Annotated in this window: 16 protein-coding genes; 12 read left to right on the plus strand and 4 right to left on the minus strand. The window is 61.7% G+C overall.

What is annotated here, in order from left to right:
- Positions 1-4: 4 nt before the first annotated feature.
- The 7 genes from C4Q26_RS24295 (at position 5) to C4Q26_RS24325 (ending at position 9528) form a co-directional block, all read left to right on the plus strand.
- A complete protein-coding gene (locus tag C4Q26_RS24295) occupies positions 5-1369 on the plus strand; it encodes a DUF1329 domain-containing protein (RefSeq protein ID WP_046785895.1) in 1365 nt (454 codons plus the stop codon).
- A 213-nt stretch (positions 1370-1582) separates the two neighbouring features.
- Positions 1583-2623: a YCF48-related protein gene (locus C4Q26_RS24300; protein ID WP_256583320.1), complete on the plus strand. Its 1041-nt coding sequence runs from the start codon at positions 1583-1585 to the stop codon at positions 2621-2623.
- 35 nt (positions 2624-2658) lie between these two features.
- On the plus strand, positions 2659-5193 hold the full coding sequence (locus C4Q26_RS24305) for an RND family transporter (protein WP_104883767.1): 2535 nt from the start codon (positions 2659-2661) through the stop codon (positions 5191-5193).
- A 44-nt stretch (positions 5194-5237) separates the two neighbouring features.
- Positions 5238-6209: a lactoylglutathione lyase gene (locus C4Q26_RS24310; RefSeq protein ID WP_046785898.1), complete on the plus strand. Its 972-nt coding sequence runs from the start codon at positions 5238-5240 to the stop codon at positions 6207-6209.
- Positions 6206-7015, plus strand: coding sequence for an enoyl-CoA hydratase/isomerase family protein (locus tag C4Q26_RS24315; RefSeq protein ID WP_104883768.1), 810 nt, complete (start codon positions 6206-6208; stop codon positions 7013-7015). The genes C4Q26_RS24310 and C4Q26_RS24315 overlap by 4 nt, the downstream gene beginning before the upstream one ends.
- Positions 7016-7043: 28 nt before the next feature.
- A complete protein-coding gene (locus tag C4Q26_RS24320; protein ID WP_046785900.1) occupies positions 7044-7865 on the plus strand; it encodes an SDR family NAD(P)-dependent oxidoreductase in 822 nt (273 codons plus the stop codon).
- Between the two features lie 58 nt (positions 7866-7923).
- A complete protein-coding gene (locus C4Q26_RS24325) occupies positions 7924-9528 on the plus strand; it encodes an NAD(P)/FAD-dependent oxidoreductase (protein ID WP_046785901.1) in 1605 nt (534 codons plus the stop codon).
- 47 nt (positions 9529-9575) lie between these two features.
- Here the strand turns inward: C4Q26_RS24325 and C4Q26_RS24330 are convergent, their stop codons facing one another.
- Positions 9576-10241: a TetR/AcrR family transcriptional regulator gene (locus C4Q26_RS24330; protein WP_054573070.1), complete on the minus strand. Its 666-nt coding sequence runs from the start codon at positions 10239-10241 to the stop codon at positions 9576-9578.
- A 204-nt stretch (positions 10242-10445) separates the two neighbouring features.
- On the opposite strand from C4Q26_RS24330, the gene C4Q26_RS24335 reads away from it, so the two are divergent.
- The 5 genes from C4Q26_RS24335 (at position 10446) to C4Q26_RS24355 (ending at position 15367) form a co-directional block, all read left to right on the plus strand.
- Positions 10446-11723, plus strand: a complete 1278-nt coding sequence (locus C4Q26_RS24335) for a cytochrome P450 (protein WP_169774697.1) — start codon at positions 10446-10448, stop codon at positions 11721-11723.
- Between the two features lie 57 nt (positions 11724-11780).
- Positions 11781-12812, plus strand: a complete 1032-nt coding sequence (locus tag C4Q26_RS24340) for a hypothetical protein (RefSeq protein WP_104883769.1) — start codon at positions 11781-11783, stop codon at positions 12810-12812.
- 82 nt (positions 12813-12894) lie between these two features.
- Positions 12895-13683, plus strand: a complete 789-nt coding sequence (locus C4Q26_RS24345; RefSeq protein WP_054573042.1) for an SDR family NAD(P)-dependent oxidoreductase — start codon at positions 12895-12897, stop codon at positions 13681-13683.
- Between the two features lie 30 nt (positions 13684-13713).
- Positions 13714-15003 (plus strand): MFS transporter, encoded by a 1290-nt coding sequence (locus C4Q26_RS24350; protein WP_104883770.1) that lies wholly within the window; start codon positions 13714-13716, stop codon positions 15001-15003.
- 13 nt (positions 15004-15016) lie between these two features.
- On the plus strand, positions 15017-15367 hold the full coding sequence (locus tag C4Q26_RS24355; protein WP_046785904.1) for a nuclear transport factor 2 family protein: 351 nt from the start codon (positions 15017-15019) through the stop codon (positions 15365-15367).
- On the opposite strand, the gene C4Q26_RS24360 is transcribed toward C4Q26_RS24355, so the two are convergent.
- From C4Q26_RS24360 to C4Q26_RS24370, 3 genes are all read right to left on the minus strand, one after another.
- On the minus strand, positions 15357-16196 hold the full coding sequence (locus tag C4Q26_RS24360) for an SDR family NAD(P)-dependent oxidoreductase (protein WP_054573044.1): 840 nt from the start codon (positions 16194-16196) through the stop codon (positions 15357-15359). The two genes, C4Q26_RS24355 and C4Q26_RS24360, sit on opposite strands and share 11 nt — an antisense overlap.
- Before the next feature lie 78 nt (positions 16197-16274).
- Complete coding sequence (locus C4Q26_RS24365) at positions 16275-17510, minus strand: NAD(P)/FAD-dependent oxidoreductase (protein WP_104883771.1); 1236 nt, start codon at positions 17508-17510, stop codon at positions 16275-16277.
- Positions 17511-17530: 20 nt separating this feature from the next.
- Positions 17531-17851 carry a 2Fe-2S iron-sulfur cluster-binding protein gene (locus tag C4Q26_RS24370; RefSeq protein ID WP_046785907.1) on the minus strand — a complete coding sequence of 107 codons (321 nt, stop codon included), beginning with the start codon at positions 17849-17851 and terminating at the stop codon, positions 17531-17533.
- Positions 17852-17867: the final 16 nt, after the last annotated feature.

A 17867-nucleotide genomic window follows, 5' to 3' on the forward strand; every position in this document is an offset into this window, starting at 1 on the left:
CCGAATGAAAAGACAATTGGCCTTGTCCCTGGCGCTGTTCGGCATCGCTACCTGCAGCGTGGCCGCGGTCAGCCCGGAGGAAGCGGCGCAGCTAGGTAAAACCCTGACCCTTTTCGGTGCGATCAAAGAGGGAAATGCAGAGGGCACGATCCCTGCCTACGATGGCGGGTTGCGTACTGCACCGCCAGATTTCAAACCAGACAGCGGGTTCTGGGCCGATCCATTCCGCAATGAGAAACCCTTGTTCCGCATCACTTCGCAGAATATGGCCCAATACGCTGACAAGCTCAGTGAAGGACAAAAGGAAATCCTCAAGAAATACCCGGAGTACTACTTCGATATCTATCCGAGCCACCGCACCACGGCATATCCAAAGGAGGTGTTGGATGCCACGGTACGCAACGCCACCACTTGTAACACACAGAGAGACGGGCTGGCAGTCGACCCGGCCTGCCGTGGAGGGTTGCCATTCCCGATTCCGAAGACTGGCAACGAGGTTATCTGGAACCAGCAACTGCGATACAAGATCGGCCCCGGGTACTCCACCACCAGCTCCTCTAATAGCTGGGTGATGGATGCGAATGGTCAGCGGACCAAGGCTGCCGAGCAAGCCACGTTCGAAGAGCAGCCCTACTATCAGCCTACGCAGGCCGACCGCGATCCAATGATGTATGCCCGTGTGTATTCACTGAACAACTATCCGGCACGCCGTTCGGGTGAAGTCACCGTACTCAACGATTATCTGGACCCTGCGGCCAAAGCGCGTCGAGCCTTCAGTTATTCGCCTGGCCAGCGGCGGGTGAAGCTGGCGCCGGAGTTTGCTTTCGATACGCCAGTCGCTAGTCAAGGCGGGGTTACGCTGTTCGATGAGCTGCAAATGTTCTCGGGCAGTCAGGACCGTTTCGATTACAAGCTGGTGGGCCGAAAGGAGATGTTCATTCCTTACAACGCCTACAAGTTCTACTTCGAGTGCAACCAGGACGAGCAATTCCTTAAGCACCATGCCAATCCGGCGTGCGAGCGTTGGGAGTTGCACCGTGTATGGGTTGTCGAGGCCACGCTCAAGCCGGGCAAGCGACACGTCTACAGCAAGCGTACTTATTACCTAGACGAGGACACCTTTGGGATTGGGCTGTACGACGCCTGGGACCAAAGCGGTGCCTTGTATCGCGCGATCTTCCTCAGTGGTGTGCAGTTGTACGACAAAAACTTGCCGTACAACGTGAAAAACGTCGTATATGACTTCAACAAAGGCATGTGGGCGCTGCTCAACGACGGGTTGAAGGGCGGCTACAAGTTCGTCGATACACCACGAACCGAACGGGACATGAACCCCGAGGCAATTGTCGCGCGGGAGACCCAGCGCTAAGCCCTCCGGGCTGGTTGTGAGCTGCGCGCGTGCAAAGTGGTTCGCAGTTGAAAACGTTGTTCCTGAGCCCGGCAATGAGTGGCGCTTGTTGTCGGGTAGCAGGGCGACTCTGGCATGGTGAGGATAAAAACAATGATTAGCCAAGGCCTAGCAAGACCTAATTCTTTGAGTGTGCACTTGTTGAGTGCGGCTCTGATTCCTTTGTGGCTGGCCATGATGGGGACAACCCAGGCTGGCACGCCCACCATTGATCCGCTTGAAATGCAGGCGCCGACACTCGCACAGCCGCTGGCCGCACCGTTGATCAGCGTGGCCCGCGCCGGCGACGTGCTGGTCGGTGTCGGCCTGCACGGCCTGATTCAACGCTCCCACGACAATGGCACCAGCTGGGAGCAAGTCCCCAGTCCGGTGTCCAGTGACTTCGTTCAAGTGCGCTTCATCGATGCGCGAAACGGCTGGATTGTCGGCCACGACTCAGTGGTGTTGCACAGCAGTGACGGCGGCGCCACATGGGTCGTGCAGATGGATGGGCGCAAGTTGTTCAGCCTGCTTGGCAGTGTCTATGGCCGGCGGGCCGAACAGGGCGACCAGGAAGCCGGCGATCTGGTCCAGGAGGTAAACCGCGCGGTGGCTACGTCCGCGACACCCGCTGTGATACCGGCGCCCTTGCTGGACGTGTTATTCGACGCCAGCGGTCGCGGCTTCGTCGTAGGTGCCTTTGGCATGATCCTTCGAAGTGAGGATGCCGGCAGCACCTGGCAACCCTGGCTCGAGCGCGCAGACAACCCACGCAGAATGCATTTGTATGGACTGGCGGAGCGCAATGGCACGTTCTACATCAGCGGAGAACAGGGTGTATTGCTGCGCCTTGAGCCTGGCCAACAGCGCTTTGAAAAAATCGAGACGCCCTACACCGGCACCTATTTTGGCATCGCCGCCTTTGAAAACCTGCTGCTGGCCTACGGGCTGCGCGGCAATTTGTTCGCAAGTGTTGATGATGGCCAGCAGTGGCAGCAGATAGAAACCGGGATCGACACCAGCCTGGTCAGCATTGTGGAGCAAGGACCGGCGCTAGTGATGGTGAGCCAGGGCGGGCAACTGGTCAGTCTGGATCTCCACAGTCTCAAGGTCACTCCGCTGGTACAAACGCGCGTGGGCGAGGTGTATGCAGCAAGCGACACGAAGCAGGCCGGGCGGCTAGTGGTGGCACGCTTTGCCGGTGCCAAGGTCATCGATATCGCCCGGGCTAACTGACGCCGTCGGCACGATTCCCTAACGAGAAAGAAAACATGGTCGAGCAAAAATTCAACAGCGGGATGCCAGTGATCACCCACCTGGAGGACTTCGATAAAAGCTCCGGCGGCTGGTTTGAGCGGGTGATCTTCCGTAACCGCATGTTGGTCATCGTTGCCTGCCTGCTCGCCACCGTGGTGCTGGGCTTCTTCGCTGCACAGCTGCAGGTGAACGCCAGCTTTGAAAAGATGATTCCAAGCTCCAGCCCGTACATCAAGAACTACCTGGCTTACAAGAACCAGTTGCCGGGCCTGGGGAACAGCGTTCGTGTGGTGGTCGAGAACAAGACGGGCGATATCTACGACGCCGACTATCTGCTGGCCCTGCAGAAGGTCAACGACATGTTGTACCTGATTCCTGGCGTAGACCGCTCATGGATGAAGTCGTTGTGGATGCCCATCGTACGCTGGAAGGAGGTCACGGAGGAGGGCATCGATGGCGGGGCGGTGATGCCATCGGACTACGACGGCAGCGAACAATCCATCCAGGCCTTGCGTCGTAACATCACACGCGCCGGCATCATCGGCAATCTGGTGGCCAACGACAGCAAGTCGAGCATGCTAGTGGCACCGCTGCTCGATACCAACCCGCAAACCGGCGAGCCGCTGGACTACGGCGTGTTCTCCAAACAGCTCGAAGAGAAGATTCGCGCGTTAGAGAGCGACAAGATCGGCATCCACATCGTTGGCTTCAGCAAGCTGGTGGGCGACCTGATCGATGGTCTGTATTCGGTCATGCTGTTCTTTGGTGCCTCGGTAGTGATTGCAGGGGTGTTCGTTTACTTCTACACCCGTTGCCTGCGCAGTACGCTGCTGCTGGTAGGCGTAGCGGTGGCTGGCGTGGTCTGGCTGCTGGGGCTGATGCAACTGCTGGGTTACGATCTGGACCCTTACTCGATTCTGGTGCCGTTCCTGATCTTCGCCATTGGCATCTCCCATGGCACCCAGAAAATGAACGGCATTCTCCAGGACATCGGCCGCGGTACACACAAGTACGTGGCGGCGCGTTACACGTTCCGTCGCCTGTTCCTGACCGGGCTCACCGCGCTGTTGACCAATATCGTCGGTTTTGCAGTGCTGGTCATCATCGACATCCCAGTGATCCGCGATCTGGCCCTGACCACGAGCATCGGTGTGGCGGTACTCATCTTCACCAAGTTGCTGTTGATTCCGGTGGCGTTGTCGTACCTGGGCGTGAGTGCCAAAGCCGCGCGCATCGCAATCGCCAAGGACCAGGCGGGGGAGGCCGGACAAGGTATTTTGGGGCGTGTTTGGCGTGGCCTGGACCGTTTTACGGAGCGCCCGATGGCCACCGCGATCATTGCTTTGTCGCTGGTGGTGACACTGCTGGGCAGCATGGTGATGATGCACCTGAAGGTGGGCGACCTGGATCCAGGGGCTCCCGAGCTGCGCCCGGACTCGCGCTACAACCGCGACAATGCCTTCATTACCCAGAATTACGGGCTCTCCAGTGACCAGTTCGTGGTCATCATGAAAACCGACGAAGACAGTTGCAGGCTTTACCAGGCTTTGCAACGCATGGACAAGTTGGCCTGGCAGCTTAACCGGACTCCGGGGGTGCAGACCACCCAGTCTCTGGCCGAAACCGTGCGCATGATCAGTTCGGGCATGGCCGAGGGCAGCCCGAAATGGCTCAGTATCAGTCGCGACCAGGCCATTACCAACGCGGCGGTGGATGCGGCAATGATTTCCGCCCCTGGAATCACCAATCAGCAGTGTTCGGTTACCCCAATGATCGCCTACCTGGCCGATCACAAGGCAGACACCTTGAGCCGGGTTCTGAAAGTATCGGAAGCGTTCGCCAAGGAAAACAACACCATTGCGGACGCCGATAACCCAGTGGAGTTCCTGCTGGCAGCGGGCAATGCCGGCATCGAGGCCGCAACCAACATCGAGGTCGAGAAGGGCATCATCACCATGTACCTGGCGGTGTACGGCGCAACGGCGCTGCTGTGCCTGCTGACGTTCCGCAGCTGGCGCGCGACGGTGGTTGCGCTGATCCCTCTGCTGATGACCACGATCATCTGCAAGGCGCTGATGGTGTGGTTGGGCATCGGCCTGAAGGTCGCGACGTTGCCGGTCATTGCGGTGGGCGTCGGTGTCGGCGTGGACTATGCGCTGTACCTACTCAGCGTACAGCTGGCGGTGCAAGAGCGCGGCGCCAGCCTGGCAGTCGCCTACCGTCGTTCGCTGGACTTCACCGGCCGCGTGGTCGCGCTGGTCGGCCTGACCATGGCGGCCGGGGTGATTACCTGGGCCTGGTCACCCATCAAGTTCCAAGCCGACATGGGCATCCTGCTGACCTTCATGTTCCTGTGGAACATGCTCGGGGCGCTGGTCCTGATCCCGGCACTGTCACATTACCTGCTCAACCCCAGACGCAACGCCAAGGCCGGGACCACCCTGGATCTTGACGAGGCCCGCGTGCAGCAGCGCCCCGACAAGCCTGCAAGCGTGGCCAAACGCCATGCATTGCCCGCGCCCACCGTACGCGGCGTGCCCGCTGACTGAAAAGGCCGGGTATAGGCCTTGCCAACCCCTTTGAGGAGAGAGAAATGTTCGAATTACTGATGAGTGCCGACATGATGGTGCCGGACCCGGACGCCATGACGGAAATACTGGTCGACAAGCTCGGTATCTACAAGCATGAACGCTGGCGCCAGGCGTTCGACAATCACCCGTACATTGCGCACTTTCTGCGGGTGCACAAGTCTCTGGCAGTGTCTCCCACGCGCATTGAGCCGCAGTGGCACCTGGATCGCCCCAATCCGGGCGACCCGCTGTTCCATGAGTTCCTGGAGAGTCTAAAGGACTACCAGGGCCGCCATCGGCCCATGCTGACCCACTCCATCGTGCTGGCGCTGCATGGTGACAAGTTCGATGCGCTGGTGGACAAGCTGATGCGCCGTCGCCTGCCTTTTCGCATGGCGCAGCGTACCCCGGAAATGCCATTCGATCGTCTATGGCTCGGTGCGACCCCCGAGAAGCCCTGTTACCAGCCGTCCGTGGATGGGGGCCTGTGCATCGAGATCATGCCGACCGAGCCATTGCAGATGCCGGCCGAAACCTACCAACTGCCGCCGGTCAAGCCGCGAGATCTCAAGCCCGGCGACATGGTGCGCGTGACCGCCCGTGGGTTCCTGGTGCGAGACCTGGATGAAACTCTGCGCAAGATTTCCACCAACCTGGACTGGGAACCGAGCGGGCCGGTAGAGCATATCGCCGGTGAAGGATATCGCCGTGCACGCATGGGGTTCAGCGTGCCCAACAGCGCCACCCTCGATGTACTGGAGGCCACTTATTGGAACACTGATGCCGGCCATTACCTCAACAACTGGGGGCCGGGCCCTTACTACATCCGCATCGGCGTCAACGACTTGGCCGCCAAGGCCGAGGACCTGCGCGCCCGCGGCACCCGTTTTGAGTGGGTTGAGTCATCGCAGGCGGTGGACGGCCGGGCGCTGATCAAGGTCGACCCGCAAGAGCTCAATGGTCAGGTGTTCGAGTTTGAGGAGTGCCCTGCATGAGCACAGCGCTGAGCGAGCAGGTGATCAACGAGGCGGTGCGCGTGGAGTGTGACGCACGGGTCGGCTGGGTGGTACTGACTCGCCCCAACCAGATCAACGCCATCAATGACGCGATTCGTCAGGGGGTACCGCAGGCGCTGACCCTGCTGCAGCAAGATCCCGAGATTCGCGTGATCGTGATTCGTGGTGAAGGCGAGCGCGGCTTCTGCGCCGGCGCCGACATCAAGGAACGCCGTGGCCCTGAATCCAGCCTTCAGGTTCGCCAGCGCATGGAAAAGGTGCGCTGGATCGAAGCTCTGGACGGTATCGCCAAGCCGGTGATCGCGGCCATCCACGGCTACTGCATGGGCGGCGGGCTGGAACTGGCGTTGGCCTGCGACATTCGCTTCGCGGCGCCCAATGCGGTGTTTGCGCTGCCGGAAACCGGCCTGGGGCTGATCCCCGGTGGCGGCGGCACGCAACGTCTGTCGCGTGTGGTCGCACCGGGCCAGGCACTGGACATGCTGCTTTCTGGTGATCGCATGAATGCAGCACAAGCGCAGCGCATCGGGCTGGTAAGTCGGGTGGCCAGCGATAACCACGGCCTGCTGGAGGAGGTCACGACCTTTGCCCGGCGTATCGCCGCCAAGCCGCCCACCGCATCGGCCTTCGTCAAGCAGGCGGCCCGTGCCGCGCTGGAGTTGGACCTCAAGAGCGGACTGAACCTGGAGCTCGACTTGTTCGCGCTGCTGGCACCTACCCACGACGCGCGCGAGGCTGCCCAGGCCTTTAGCGACCGGCGTGAGCCGCGTTTCACCGGCGAGTGACGGGCTCACTTACAACAAGGAAATCCACATGAGTACAGGCAAGCTGGCAGGACGGGTGGCCATCATCACGGGCGCCGGTGGCGGGTTGGGGGCAGAATGCGCCCGCGTGCTCGCCTCCCATGGTGCGAGCATCGCCGTGGTCGACATCAACCTGGACGGGGCCACGACGGTTGCCCAATCGTTGCTCGACGAAGGGCACCAGGCGTTGGCGATTCGCACCGACGTGTCGTCGGAGGCCGACGTCCAGGCGATGGTTGCCCAGGTCAGGCAGCGGTTTGGTCGTATCGACGTACTGCACAACAATGCGGCAATCCTCAATGCTGAGCAGCGCCAGGCAGACCGCGATTTCGTCAATCTCGACATGGCGGCCTGGGACCGCGCCATCGCCGTTAACCTGCGCGGCGCGGTGTTGTGCACCAAGCACGTGATCCCGGCCATGCTGGAACTGGGCAAGGGCTCGATCATTTTCGCCACCTCGGGGCTCGGTATGCAGGGTGACATGTCCCTGACCGGATACGCTACCTCCAAGGCCGGCCTGATGATGTTACCGCGCATGGTGGCCTCGCAGTACGGCAAGCAGGGCATTCGCGGCAATGCCGTACAGATCGGTTTGGCGCCCTCCGAGCACGCCATGCCGCCGGCGTTGCTAGACATCCTGCGCGACAACCACTGTACCGCCGAACTAGGCACCCCGCGCCAGATCGCCGATGTCGTGGCGTTCCTGGCGAGCGACGAGTCGTCCTTCGTTACCGGCAGCACACTGGTGGCCGATGGCGGGTTCAGTACCCACACCCCTTCATTGGTGGCCATGCGCTCGCTATTCGCGCAGATGGGCAGAACTGGCATGTGACCCCCGCGGCGACGCGTACCTGCGTCGCCGCAGCTGACCTTCGACTTGGAAGCATGTGATGAACCAGACGCAATCCGCAGTAAACCCTGATTTTGATGTGATCGTGGTCGGCGGGGGCACCAATGGCCTATCTGCTGGCTGCTACCTGGGCATGGAGGGCAAGAAAGTGCTGGTGCTCGAAGCCCTGGACAAGGTGGGTGGCATGGCCTCCTCGGGCTACCTGATACCTGAGGCGCCGCAGCACTTGGTTCACCCCTGCGCGCTGGACATGATGTCGATGCGCGTGCACGCCCACGTGCCGGCGGAGCTTGGCCTGGAGCAACACGGCTTCAAATCGGTGGAACTGGCGCCGGGGTATGTGTATCTGCACCCGGACGGCCAATCGCTGATCTTCTGGCGTGACCGCGAGCGTACCGCTGCCGAGATCCGCCGCTTCAGCACCCGCGACGCCGACGCGTTTCTTGAATTCATGAAGGTCATCGACCTGTTCCTGGAGATCGCGCTGCCGATGATGCGGGTCGATCCGGCCAAGGCCAACCTGGGGGTCAAGCTGCGGATGGTCGCCACAGCAATCAGGCATAGGGCCCTGAAGCCCGAACTGATGGCGCTGATGACTGGGTCGGCTCTGCAGGCGGCGCGCGAACGATTCGAGCATCCGATCACCCGCTCGGCGATGTGCGCGCTTACCGGGCTTGCGGGCGACATCACAGCCGACGGCGGTGGCATCTACTACGCCCTGCTAGGGTTCCTGCACCGCTTCGGTGTGGGGCGGGTGATGGGCGGCATGCAGCAGTTGAGCAATGCCATGCGGGCCCGCCTGGAGGCGTTGGGCGGCCAGGTGCTGGTGTCGGCCAGCGTCAGTGAAATCGTGGCCAGTGACGGCGTGGTCAAAGGCGTGAAATTGGCCGATGGCCGTACCTTCTCTGCCCGCGCCGTGATTGCCGGCTGCCACCCCCGGCCGGCGCTGGAGATGGTCACTGCCGGTCAGCTTCCCAAGCATCTGCTGACCCGCATCGCCATGGCCCCGGCCAACGCCAAGGGCTCGGGCCCGTTGAAGGTGGATGTGGCCCTACGCGGGCAGATTTCGCTGCCACGCTTCGAGGCGGTGCGCGGCGATGGTGTCGACTTGCGCAACACCTGTCTGCTGATCGGCACCGAAGAGGCCGTGCTGGAGAACTTTGCCGCCTGTGCGCGGGCCGAAGTGCCGACCTTGCCCTACATCACCATGGCCGTACCCAGCGCCGCCGACCCGTCACAGGCGCCTGAGGGCCAGGATGTGCTGTACATCTACCCACCGGTGATGCCGGTCAACCCGAATGAAGGGTGGGATGCCCTGCGTGAGCGAGTGGCTGATCAGGTGATCGAGCAGTTGTACGCCTATGTCGACGGTATCGAGGGGCAAATCATCGGCCGACGCATCGAGGCTGCCCCGGACTTCACCGCGCGCCTGAATACCGTGAATGGTTGCGTGGTGCATATCGATACCACTTCGATGCGCTCCAGCACCATGCGCCCGGCGCACGGCCTGGGTGGCGATACGCTGCCGGTGGCGGGGTTGTACTTGGGCAGTGCGGGCATCCATCCTGGGGGTGGAGTCAATGGCATGGCAGGCCGGCTGGCGGCCAGGCGGGTCAGCCGCTACCTGAGCAAGTCGCGGCGCTGAAAAGCGCCCCGTCTACAGGGGCCGCAGACAGACGAAACCGGCAGCCGTCAGAGGCTGCCGTTTTTCTTTTCTGCGTTCAGAGACAGGCTCGCAATGACGAAGTCGGCCGAGTATTGGCGCCAGGTAATCATGCCTTCGGCAGAGTCGGTATCCAGGCCAGCGAGGGTCGACATCGAATAGCGGTTGGTGAACCAGCCCGTGGTCACCAGCGAGGCACAGGCCAGTAGCAGGCGTGGGTTGATGTCGGCGCGAAAATCCCCGCTGGCGGCGCCCCTGCGTAGGATGGCGTCGAGCTTGGCAATCAGTGCCGGCGCCATTTCTTGGAAATGATTACGAGGTGTTTCGTGGGCGTCGTGATAGCGAATGCCCTCCAGCGCCAGGCTGCCGAGGAAGGGGTCGAGCCGGTACTGGTCGAAGAAGTGATTGAGGACGGCACGCAGCGCCACAGGCGGTGGCAGTTGCTCGACCTCCAGGTTCACCAGCTCGGACATGATGTGGCTCGACGACTCGTCCAGTACCGCTACGAACAGGCCTTCCTTGGAACCGTAGTAGTGGTAGACCAGCTGTTTGGTGACGCCGGCCTCCCGAGCTATTTCTTCCACCCGTGCCCCAGCCAGGCCTTTCTTGGCGAACTCGACACGTGCAGCCGCGAGCAGCCGTTTCATCGTGCTGCGCTTGCCCTGTTCGACACCGTCTGTTGCTTTGACTACCACCCTGGACTCCTCATGCCGGTGTTGGCCCTTGTTGTTCACACCTTGAAGCATTTACCCGGCTGCCTTCGTTTGACCCCGAGTCAAACGAATCGGAGCCGCCCCTTACAGACAAGGGCATACCATAGGTTGGCAGGCGATACATCCTACGTAAAGCGCAGAAATATCGGTGCGCAGGCAAGAATAAAAACAACACAGGAGATCCTGATGAGCAACGAAAGTGCAGCCCTGGACCTGGCAACGGCGTACAACGCCGTGTCGGAAATGTACCGCGGTACCGATCTGGACATTCACGCGGTGTGCCGCGAGCAACGATTGAAATCACCCATCTACGAAGGCGATTTCATCACCCAGTTCGGCGTGCCGACCAATGCGGGCACTCAGCAGGGCACGCGCCCGACCTTCGCGTTGTTCAAGTACCAGGACGTGATGAGCGTGCTGCGCGACGGCGCCACCTACACCAACGGTTTCATCGCTGAGGGCCTTGGTGCGTTTTTTGATGGACTGATCATCCTGGCTATGGACGGTGACGAGCACCGCAAGGTGCGCGCCTTGTTGCAACCGGCGTTCATGCCCGAAACGGTCAACAAGTGGCGTCCGCAGATCGACCAGGTGATCCGCGAGGAATATATCCATCCGATGCTGCCGGCGAAAAAGGCCGACCTGATGAAGTTCGGCCTGGAGCTGCCGATTCGCATCATGTACGCACTGATGGGGTTTCCCTCCGACGACCCGTCCAAATACAAGCAGTACGCGGCCTGGGCACTGGCCATCGTGGGGGGCAATCAGATCGACCCGAGCAAGATGGTCGAGGCGCGCCGCCAGGCCGGGATCGCGGTTAAAGGGCTATACGACGCGCTGGCCGAAGTGGTGGTGCAACGCCGTCAGGCGGGCAGCCAGGGCGACGACGTGGTGGGCCGCCTACTGCGCGCCGAATACGAGGGGCGCACGCTGAACGACCATGAGGTCATCACCTTTACTCGCTCGTTGCTGCCGGCGGCAGGTGAAACCACCACGCGCATGTTCGGCTCGGTCATGACCCTGCTGCTGACCACGCCGGGCCTGCTGGAGCGGGTCAAGGCCGACCGCAGCCTGATTGCCAAGCTGATGGACGAAACCACGCGCTTCGAGCCGGTGGCCACCTTCAAGGTGCGCGAGACGGCCAAGGACGTCGAATTCCATGGCGTAAAAATCCCCAAGGGTTCGTTCGTGCAGTGCATGGTGGTATCGGCCAACCGCGACGAAGACGCCTTCGAAAACCCTGACGTGTTCGACATCGACCGCAAGCCCAAGCCTTCCTTCGGCTTCGGTTTCGGTCCGCACATGTGTATCGGCCAGTTTGTCGCCAAGGTCGAGATCAGTTGCGCGGTCAACGCCATCCTCGACCTGTTGCCCAACCTGCGCCTGGACCCCAGCCAACCGCTGCCGATGATTAGCGGCGCGCAGCTGCGCGGCGTATCCAGGTTGCCAGTGATCTGGGACTGAGCCTACCTCGGATACCACATTTAGCTTTACGGCCTTACAAAAACAACAGAGGGCACTATGAGAACGTTCAAGACCATTCCAGAGCGCGGCGACTTCGGCTTCCAGCAACTGGTGGGCCCGCACAAGGTAAGCGGCGCCTCGATGTCGGCCGAGCGCGGCTTTTTCGGCCTGCACCTGAGCAAGAGCTCACCCTTCGGATCGGTGCGCGATGAGCAAGGCAACATCTATTCCTTCGTTCGCTCGCTGATGGCCCCCAACGGCACGCCGAACCCGACCAAGTTCTTTTACCTGAACAATCATGTCGACAAGGTCAACCTGCGCATGGACCACGAGAAGATGGCCAAACAGGCGCTAACGCCCATGCCCGTGCACAGCCTCGACGGTGATACCGCGCGCTGGGCCAGCCAACCGGGGGAACCGGGCAATGCCTGGGAAATCACTGCCAGCAGCGAACGCCTGACCTGGAAGGAGGAGGGCCTGTTCGCTATCGAGGGTCGCCTGCTCGGGCCGGGTTTGCAATGGTACTTGCCGGGCGTGGAGTGGGGTACGTTCTATGTTTCGCAGTTGTGGGATGTGGCGGGCGTATGCGAGGGTCGGCCGGTCAAAGGTGCGCTGGCGCTGGACCAGTTCTACATGGCTGAAGGCGGCGCCATCCATTTCAAGAAAGACCTGGTGGTGAACAACAACAAGCACGTGATCTGGTGGTCGTTCGTCACCGTGTACAAGGACGGCACCTGGGATACCGGCTCGTTCATGGTCGGCCACGACCATCTCGGCTATGCCTTCTTCAACAATGAAAAAGGCGAAGTGCGGGTGACCACCGACATCGAAGGCCAGACCGAGCACAAGGACGGTAGCTACTTCCTGAAGTCGGCGCGGATCGTGCTGGAAGGCAAGGAAGAATGGGAGTTCCTGCCGGACGAGCGGGGCGAGATGATGGATTTTGTCGGCGGCTTCCCGATCACTGCCCAGCAGGAAGGGCGCTGGCGTCGGGTAGGCGATACCCGTGAGCCGTCGCACTGGCTGGGCTGGGGTGAATCTGACCGGCGCAACGGTTCGGCGCGTAATGTGCCTGGCAAGGATCTGTAACGCTGCACTGTGCGCCTGCCTCGGTGGGCAGGCGTATGCATAAAGCAAAACCCTCAACCAATAACAACAACGGGGAACCGCGATGAAGTTTCGCGACAAAGTAGTACTGGTAACCGGTGCGGGTCGTGGCATGGGTCGGGCGATTGCACTGGCCTACGCGCGCGAAGGGGCGCGGGTGGTGGTCTCGGCACGTACTGCGCGCTACGGTGAAGACACCGTCGAGCAGATCCGCGCACTGGGCGCCCAGGCATGCCTGGTGGGCGGCGACATTGCCGACCGCGATGCCATCAGGTCGATGGTCGAGGGCGGCGTGGCGCAGTTCGGCGGCCTGGATATCGTGGTGCACTGTGCCGCCGACACCCGTCACGGGTTGATCGCCGAGATGCCGGACGACGCGTTCGATCACATCGTGCGCAGCAATATCCAGTCGCTGTTCTGGCTGGCCAAGGACAGCGCGCCGTACCTGTCCAAGGCCCCCGACAAGGGCCGGCTGATCTTTATCTCCTCCGGTGAAGCCAACCGCAAATACACCCCGCGGCTGATCGCCTATGGTTCCAGCAAAGCTTTCATGAATGCCTTCGCCCGTGGGCTGGCGGTGGAATTCGGCGCCATGAACATTCTGGTTAACGTGGTCGAGCCCGGCCTTATTGGCACTGATCACATGCTCGAAACCCTGGGCGAGGAGCTGCCCCACAAGCTGGCGGCGCATTTTCCGGTCGGGCGTCTGGGCGAGTCTGCCGACATTGCCAATGCGGTGCTGTTCCTGACCTCCAACGAGGCGTCGTATATCACTGGCACCTCGTTGCTGGTGGACGGGGGCGCCACCATGGTGGCGTTGCCCAAGGTCGAAGAAATCCTCAAGGGCCAGTAACGCGCCGCGCTGCTACGGGAGTGAAAGTGCATGACTACAGACACACGTGAGCGCCAACGCGCTGGCAACGATTTTTCCGAATTCAGGCGCGGCTGGCGCGTGGTGCTGTTGGGGCTGTTCGGCATCTGCACCAGCATCACCGCCGCCTTGCTGTATGCGTTCGGCACCCTGGTGATTCCGCTGGAACAGGCCTTCGGCTGGAGCCGGGGCGACTTGCAGGCCTCGATTTCCTTTCTGTTCGCCGGGGTGGCCATCTCCACCCAGATGGTCGGTTGGCTGTATCGGCGCTACGGCCTGCGTCGGGTCGCCATCGTCTCGATCATGCTGCAGATCGTCGGCTACTTCGCCATCACCCAGATCCAGGGGGCAATCGCCTGGTTGTACCTGGCGTTCTTCAGCATGCCGATCGTCTGTGCCGGTACCATCGCCATCACCTGGACGCAGCTGGTCAACCTGTGGTTCGAGCGTAACCGGGGGCTGGCCCTGGCGGTGATCCTGTGCGGCACCGGTCTGATGGCGATGATCCTGCCTCCGTTATTGTCCCGGCTGATAGGTGCCTATGGCTGGCAGGCCGGTTTCATTGCCCTGGGGGCGATGCCGCTGCTGTTCACGCTGCCGCTGGCGTTGATGTGGTTGCGCATGCCGGTCGAGGTCGCCGCGGCCGACCCTTTGACGGCGCAGCCGCAACCGTCGTTGTCGGGCATGAGCTTCAGACAGGCGCTGCGCTCGGGCAAGTACTGGGGTTTCAATATCGCGTTGATCCTATCAGTGTCATTGACAGTGGGCATGGTCACCAACATTGTGCCGATGCTGCAAAGCAAGGGCCTGAGCGCGCAGCAGGCCAGCCAGATCTTCAGTACGTTCGGCATTTCGATCATTGGCGGGCGCCTGCTGGTGGGGTACCTGCTGGACCGCTACTCGCCGTCGCTGGTGGCGGCGGTGAGCCTTGCGTTACCGGCACTGGGGTGCGCAATCTTCTTTTTTGGCGGCTCGCAGCACGTACCGCTGTTGATGCTGGCGACCCTGTGCATCGGTGCCAGTGCCGGCGCCGAGTTTGACCTGGCGGCGTTTCTGATGGCGCGCTACTTCGGCCTGAAGGACTACGCGCGCATCTTTGGCCTGCACCTGTGCCTGATCACCATCGTGTCCGGCATGGTGCCGATGCTTTTCGGCCACCTGTTCGATGTGTACGGCAGCTATTCGGCAGTACTGGTGAGCTGCTTCTTCTGCGCCATCATCGGCCCGATCATTCTGCTGTGGCTGAGAATGGAACCGGCATTTCAAGCGCTGCAGCGTCAGCTCAAACAACAAACTGCCTAGGGACGACCCTTACATGACAATGGACAAACACGTGATCGAAGACTTTCTGCACGGCCAGGTCGACTGCTGGAACCGCGGCGACAAGGAAGGCTTTTTTGCCCACTACCGCAGCGTGTCACCCAATGGCTTGAGTATCGAGTATGTTGGCAAGCCGCAGCATGACGCTTGGCAGGTGCTGGAGGGCATGTGGGCGCAACAGCAACCCAAAGTTCGGGTCGAGGTACGCCAGTGCATCATCAATGGCAATGAAGTGGCGTGCCACCACTTGAACGCTTTTCGCGAGCAGGACGGTGGCATAGAGACGATCGAGCTGTACCGGTTCGAAGGGGGGCGGTTGTCCGTGCGTTACTTCATCAACCAGTAGAACCATCGGTAGAACAGGAGAGCTCGCGCCAGGCTTCTATCTGAGCGAGCATTCCGGTGAGCTTGACGCTGATCTGGCCGTAGGCGTCGGAACCGGCCAGGTAGCGCAATGGTGGCTGGTCGGTGTTGGCCAGGCGCACCAGGGCTTCGCCCAGCTTCGCCGGGTTGCCGCCCTGTTGATGATTGCCGGCAGCCGACGCAGCCTTGACCTTGGCCGTGAACGCGGCGTAGTCCTGCAGCCCGCGTTCACCGAACATTGCGGAGCTGGCATCGAGAAAGTCGGTGCGAAACACCCCGGGTTCCACCAGCGTGACCTTGATGCCGAACTGCGCTACCTCCTGGGCCAGGGATTCGGAGAACCCCTCCACCGCGAATTTGGAGGCGCAGTATAGTGCGGCGCCTCCCATGCCTAACACGCCGGCCATGGACGACACATTGAACAGGTGGCCGCTACGTTGTGCGCGCATCACCGGCAGCACGGCGCGGCACACGTTGAACACACCGAACACATTGGTGGCGAACTGCTTTTCGGCATCGCTCGGCAGGTTGTCCTCGAAGGGTGCCAGTTGGCCATACCCGGCGTTGTTGACCAGCACGTCGATTCGACCGAAGCGGGCCACTGCCTGCTCCACGGCGGCCAATGCCTGCGCTTGATTGCTGACTTCGAGGGGCACCGCCAGCACCCGGTCGCCGTACTCGGCAAACATGCCTTGCAGGTGCGCCAGGCGCCGGCCACTGACCACCACGCAGTCACCGTCCGCCAATGCCGCCCTGGCAATGGCGGCGCCCAACCCGCGGCCCGCACCGGTAACAAACCAGACCTTGTTCATTGCATCGCTCCATCAGGTTGCGCAAACGCCGCGCTGGGCCCTTGGGGGTACAGTGCGGCGAGATGTGGGTGAGGGCTGTCAGTCGCGGTTAGCCGCTTCCCAAGTCTTGAGGTCGAAACCTTCGGCTGCTGCTTGAGCCGCCGTCAGCCTGGGCGCGCGGGCGAGAATCTTGCGCGCGGCCATGTGGTCGCCCAGGCGGTTGCAAGACTCCACAGCCACCAAGCGCTCATTGCGAAAGCACAGCACCGAAAGTTGCCGGTCATGGGCAGAACCGAGCACAACCGTGCTGTCGTAGCCGCTGGACAGCCCGGCGATCTGCAGCTTTAGGTCGCCTTGATCGGTCCAGAACCAGGGTAGGGCGGTATAGGGCGAGGGCTTACCCATCAGGCGCGCGGCCACGGTACGCGCCTGGTCGATGGCGTTCTGCACCGACTCGAGTCGGGTGTGCTGCTCTTCGTTCTGTACACATGGAAAGCTGGCCACATCACCGAGTGCGGAAATCTGTGGGTCAGAGGTGAGTAGGTGGGCGTCCACCTTGATGCCGTTCTCGATGTCCAGGCCGGCCTCGGTGGCCAGTTGCGTATTGGGGATAACGCCGATGCCGAATACCACCAGGTCAGCCGGCAGGGTGCGGCCATCTGCGGTTTGCACGCCGCACACCTTGCCGTTGTCGTCGAGAATGCGGGCAAGGCCTTGGCGGAAATCGAAGTGCACGCCCCACTGCTCATGCGCCTGGCGAAACAACTCGGACATTTCCCGCGACACCGCACGCGCCATGGGGCGCTCGCCCAGCTCCAGCACATGCACCTGCGCACCCTGGGCGGCGGCTACCGCGGCAAACTCGAGGCCGATAAAGCCTGCGCCGACCACCACCACGTTGCGCGCCTGCCTGGCCAGCGGCGCCAGGGCGTCGGCATCGGCCTTGGTCTTGATGCCGAACACCTGAGGCAGCTCCGCGCCAGGCACTGGCAGCGGGCGGTTGTGCGCGCCGGTCGCCAGTATCAGATGGTCATAGCTCAGGGCGGTGCCGGAAGCCAGCACGACGCGGCGGTTGAGCCGGTCGATGGCGGTGGCCGGGTCGTGCAGCAGCTCGATGCGCTGGGTGGCGTAGAACTCGGCCGGGCGGAATAGCAGGTTGTTTTCCTGGATCTTGCCGAGCAGGTAGGCCTTGGACAGTGGTGGGCGTTGGTAGGGCAGGCCGGGTTCATTGCCGATCAGGGTGATACGGCCTTCATAGCCTTCCTGGCGCAGCGATGCGGCCACTTGGAATCCGGCTTGGCCGGCACCGACGATAACGACTGAGGCGAGGGTCATGAGTACTCCTTGCAACGCATTCAGAATTGCGAAGAGGGCAGGTGCAGTACCATGCCTTCCATGTCTTCACTGATAATCAGTTGGCAGCTCAGGCGGCTGTTGTCACGACGCTCGAAGGCGTACTCGAGCATGTCACTCTCCATGCTTTCCGGTGCCTGCACCTTGTGCAGCCACGCTTCGTCTACGTAGGTGTGGCATGTGGCGCAGCTGCAGGCGCCGCCGCAATCGGCGGGCAGGCCCGGCACGCTAGCGAACGTGGCGGCCTGCATGACCGACTGGCCGACTTCGCCGTTGACCTGATGGTGGGTGCCGTTATGTTCGATAAAGGTCAGTGTGGGCATGTTCTGCTCCGTTTCT

It is taken from the genome of Pseudomonas sp. SWI44 (assembly GCF_002947915.1).
Lineage (GTDB): Bacteria > Pseudomonadota > Gammaproteobacteria > Pseudomonadales > Pseudomonadaceae > Aquipseudomonas > Aquipseudomonas taiwanensis.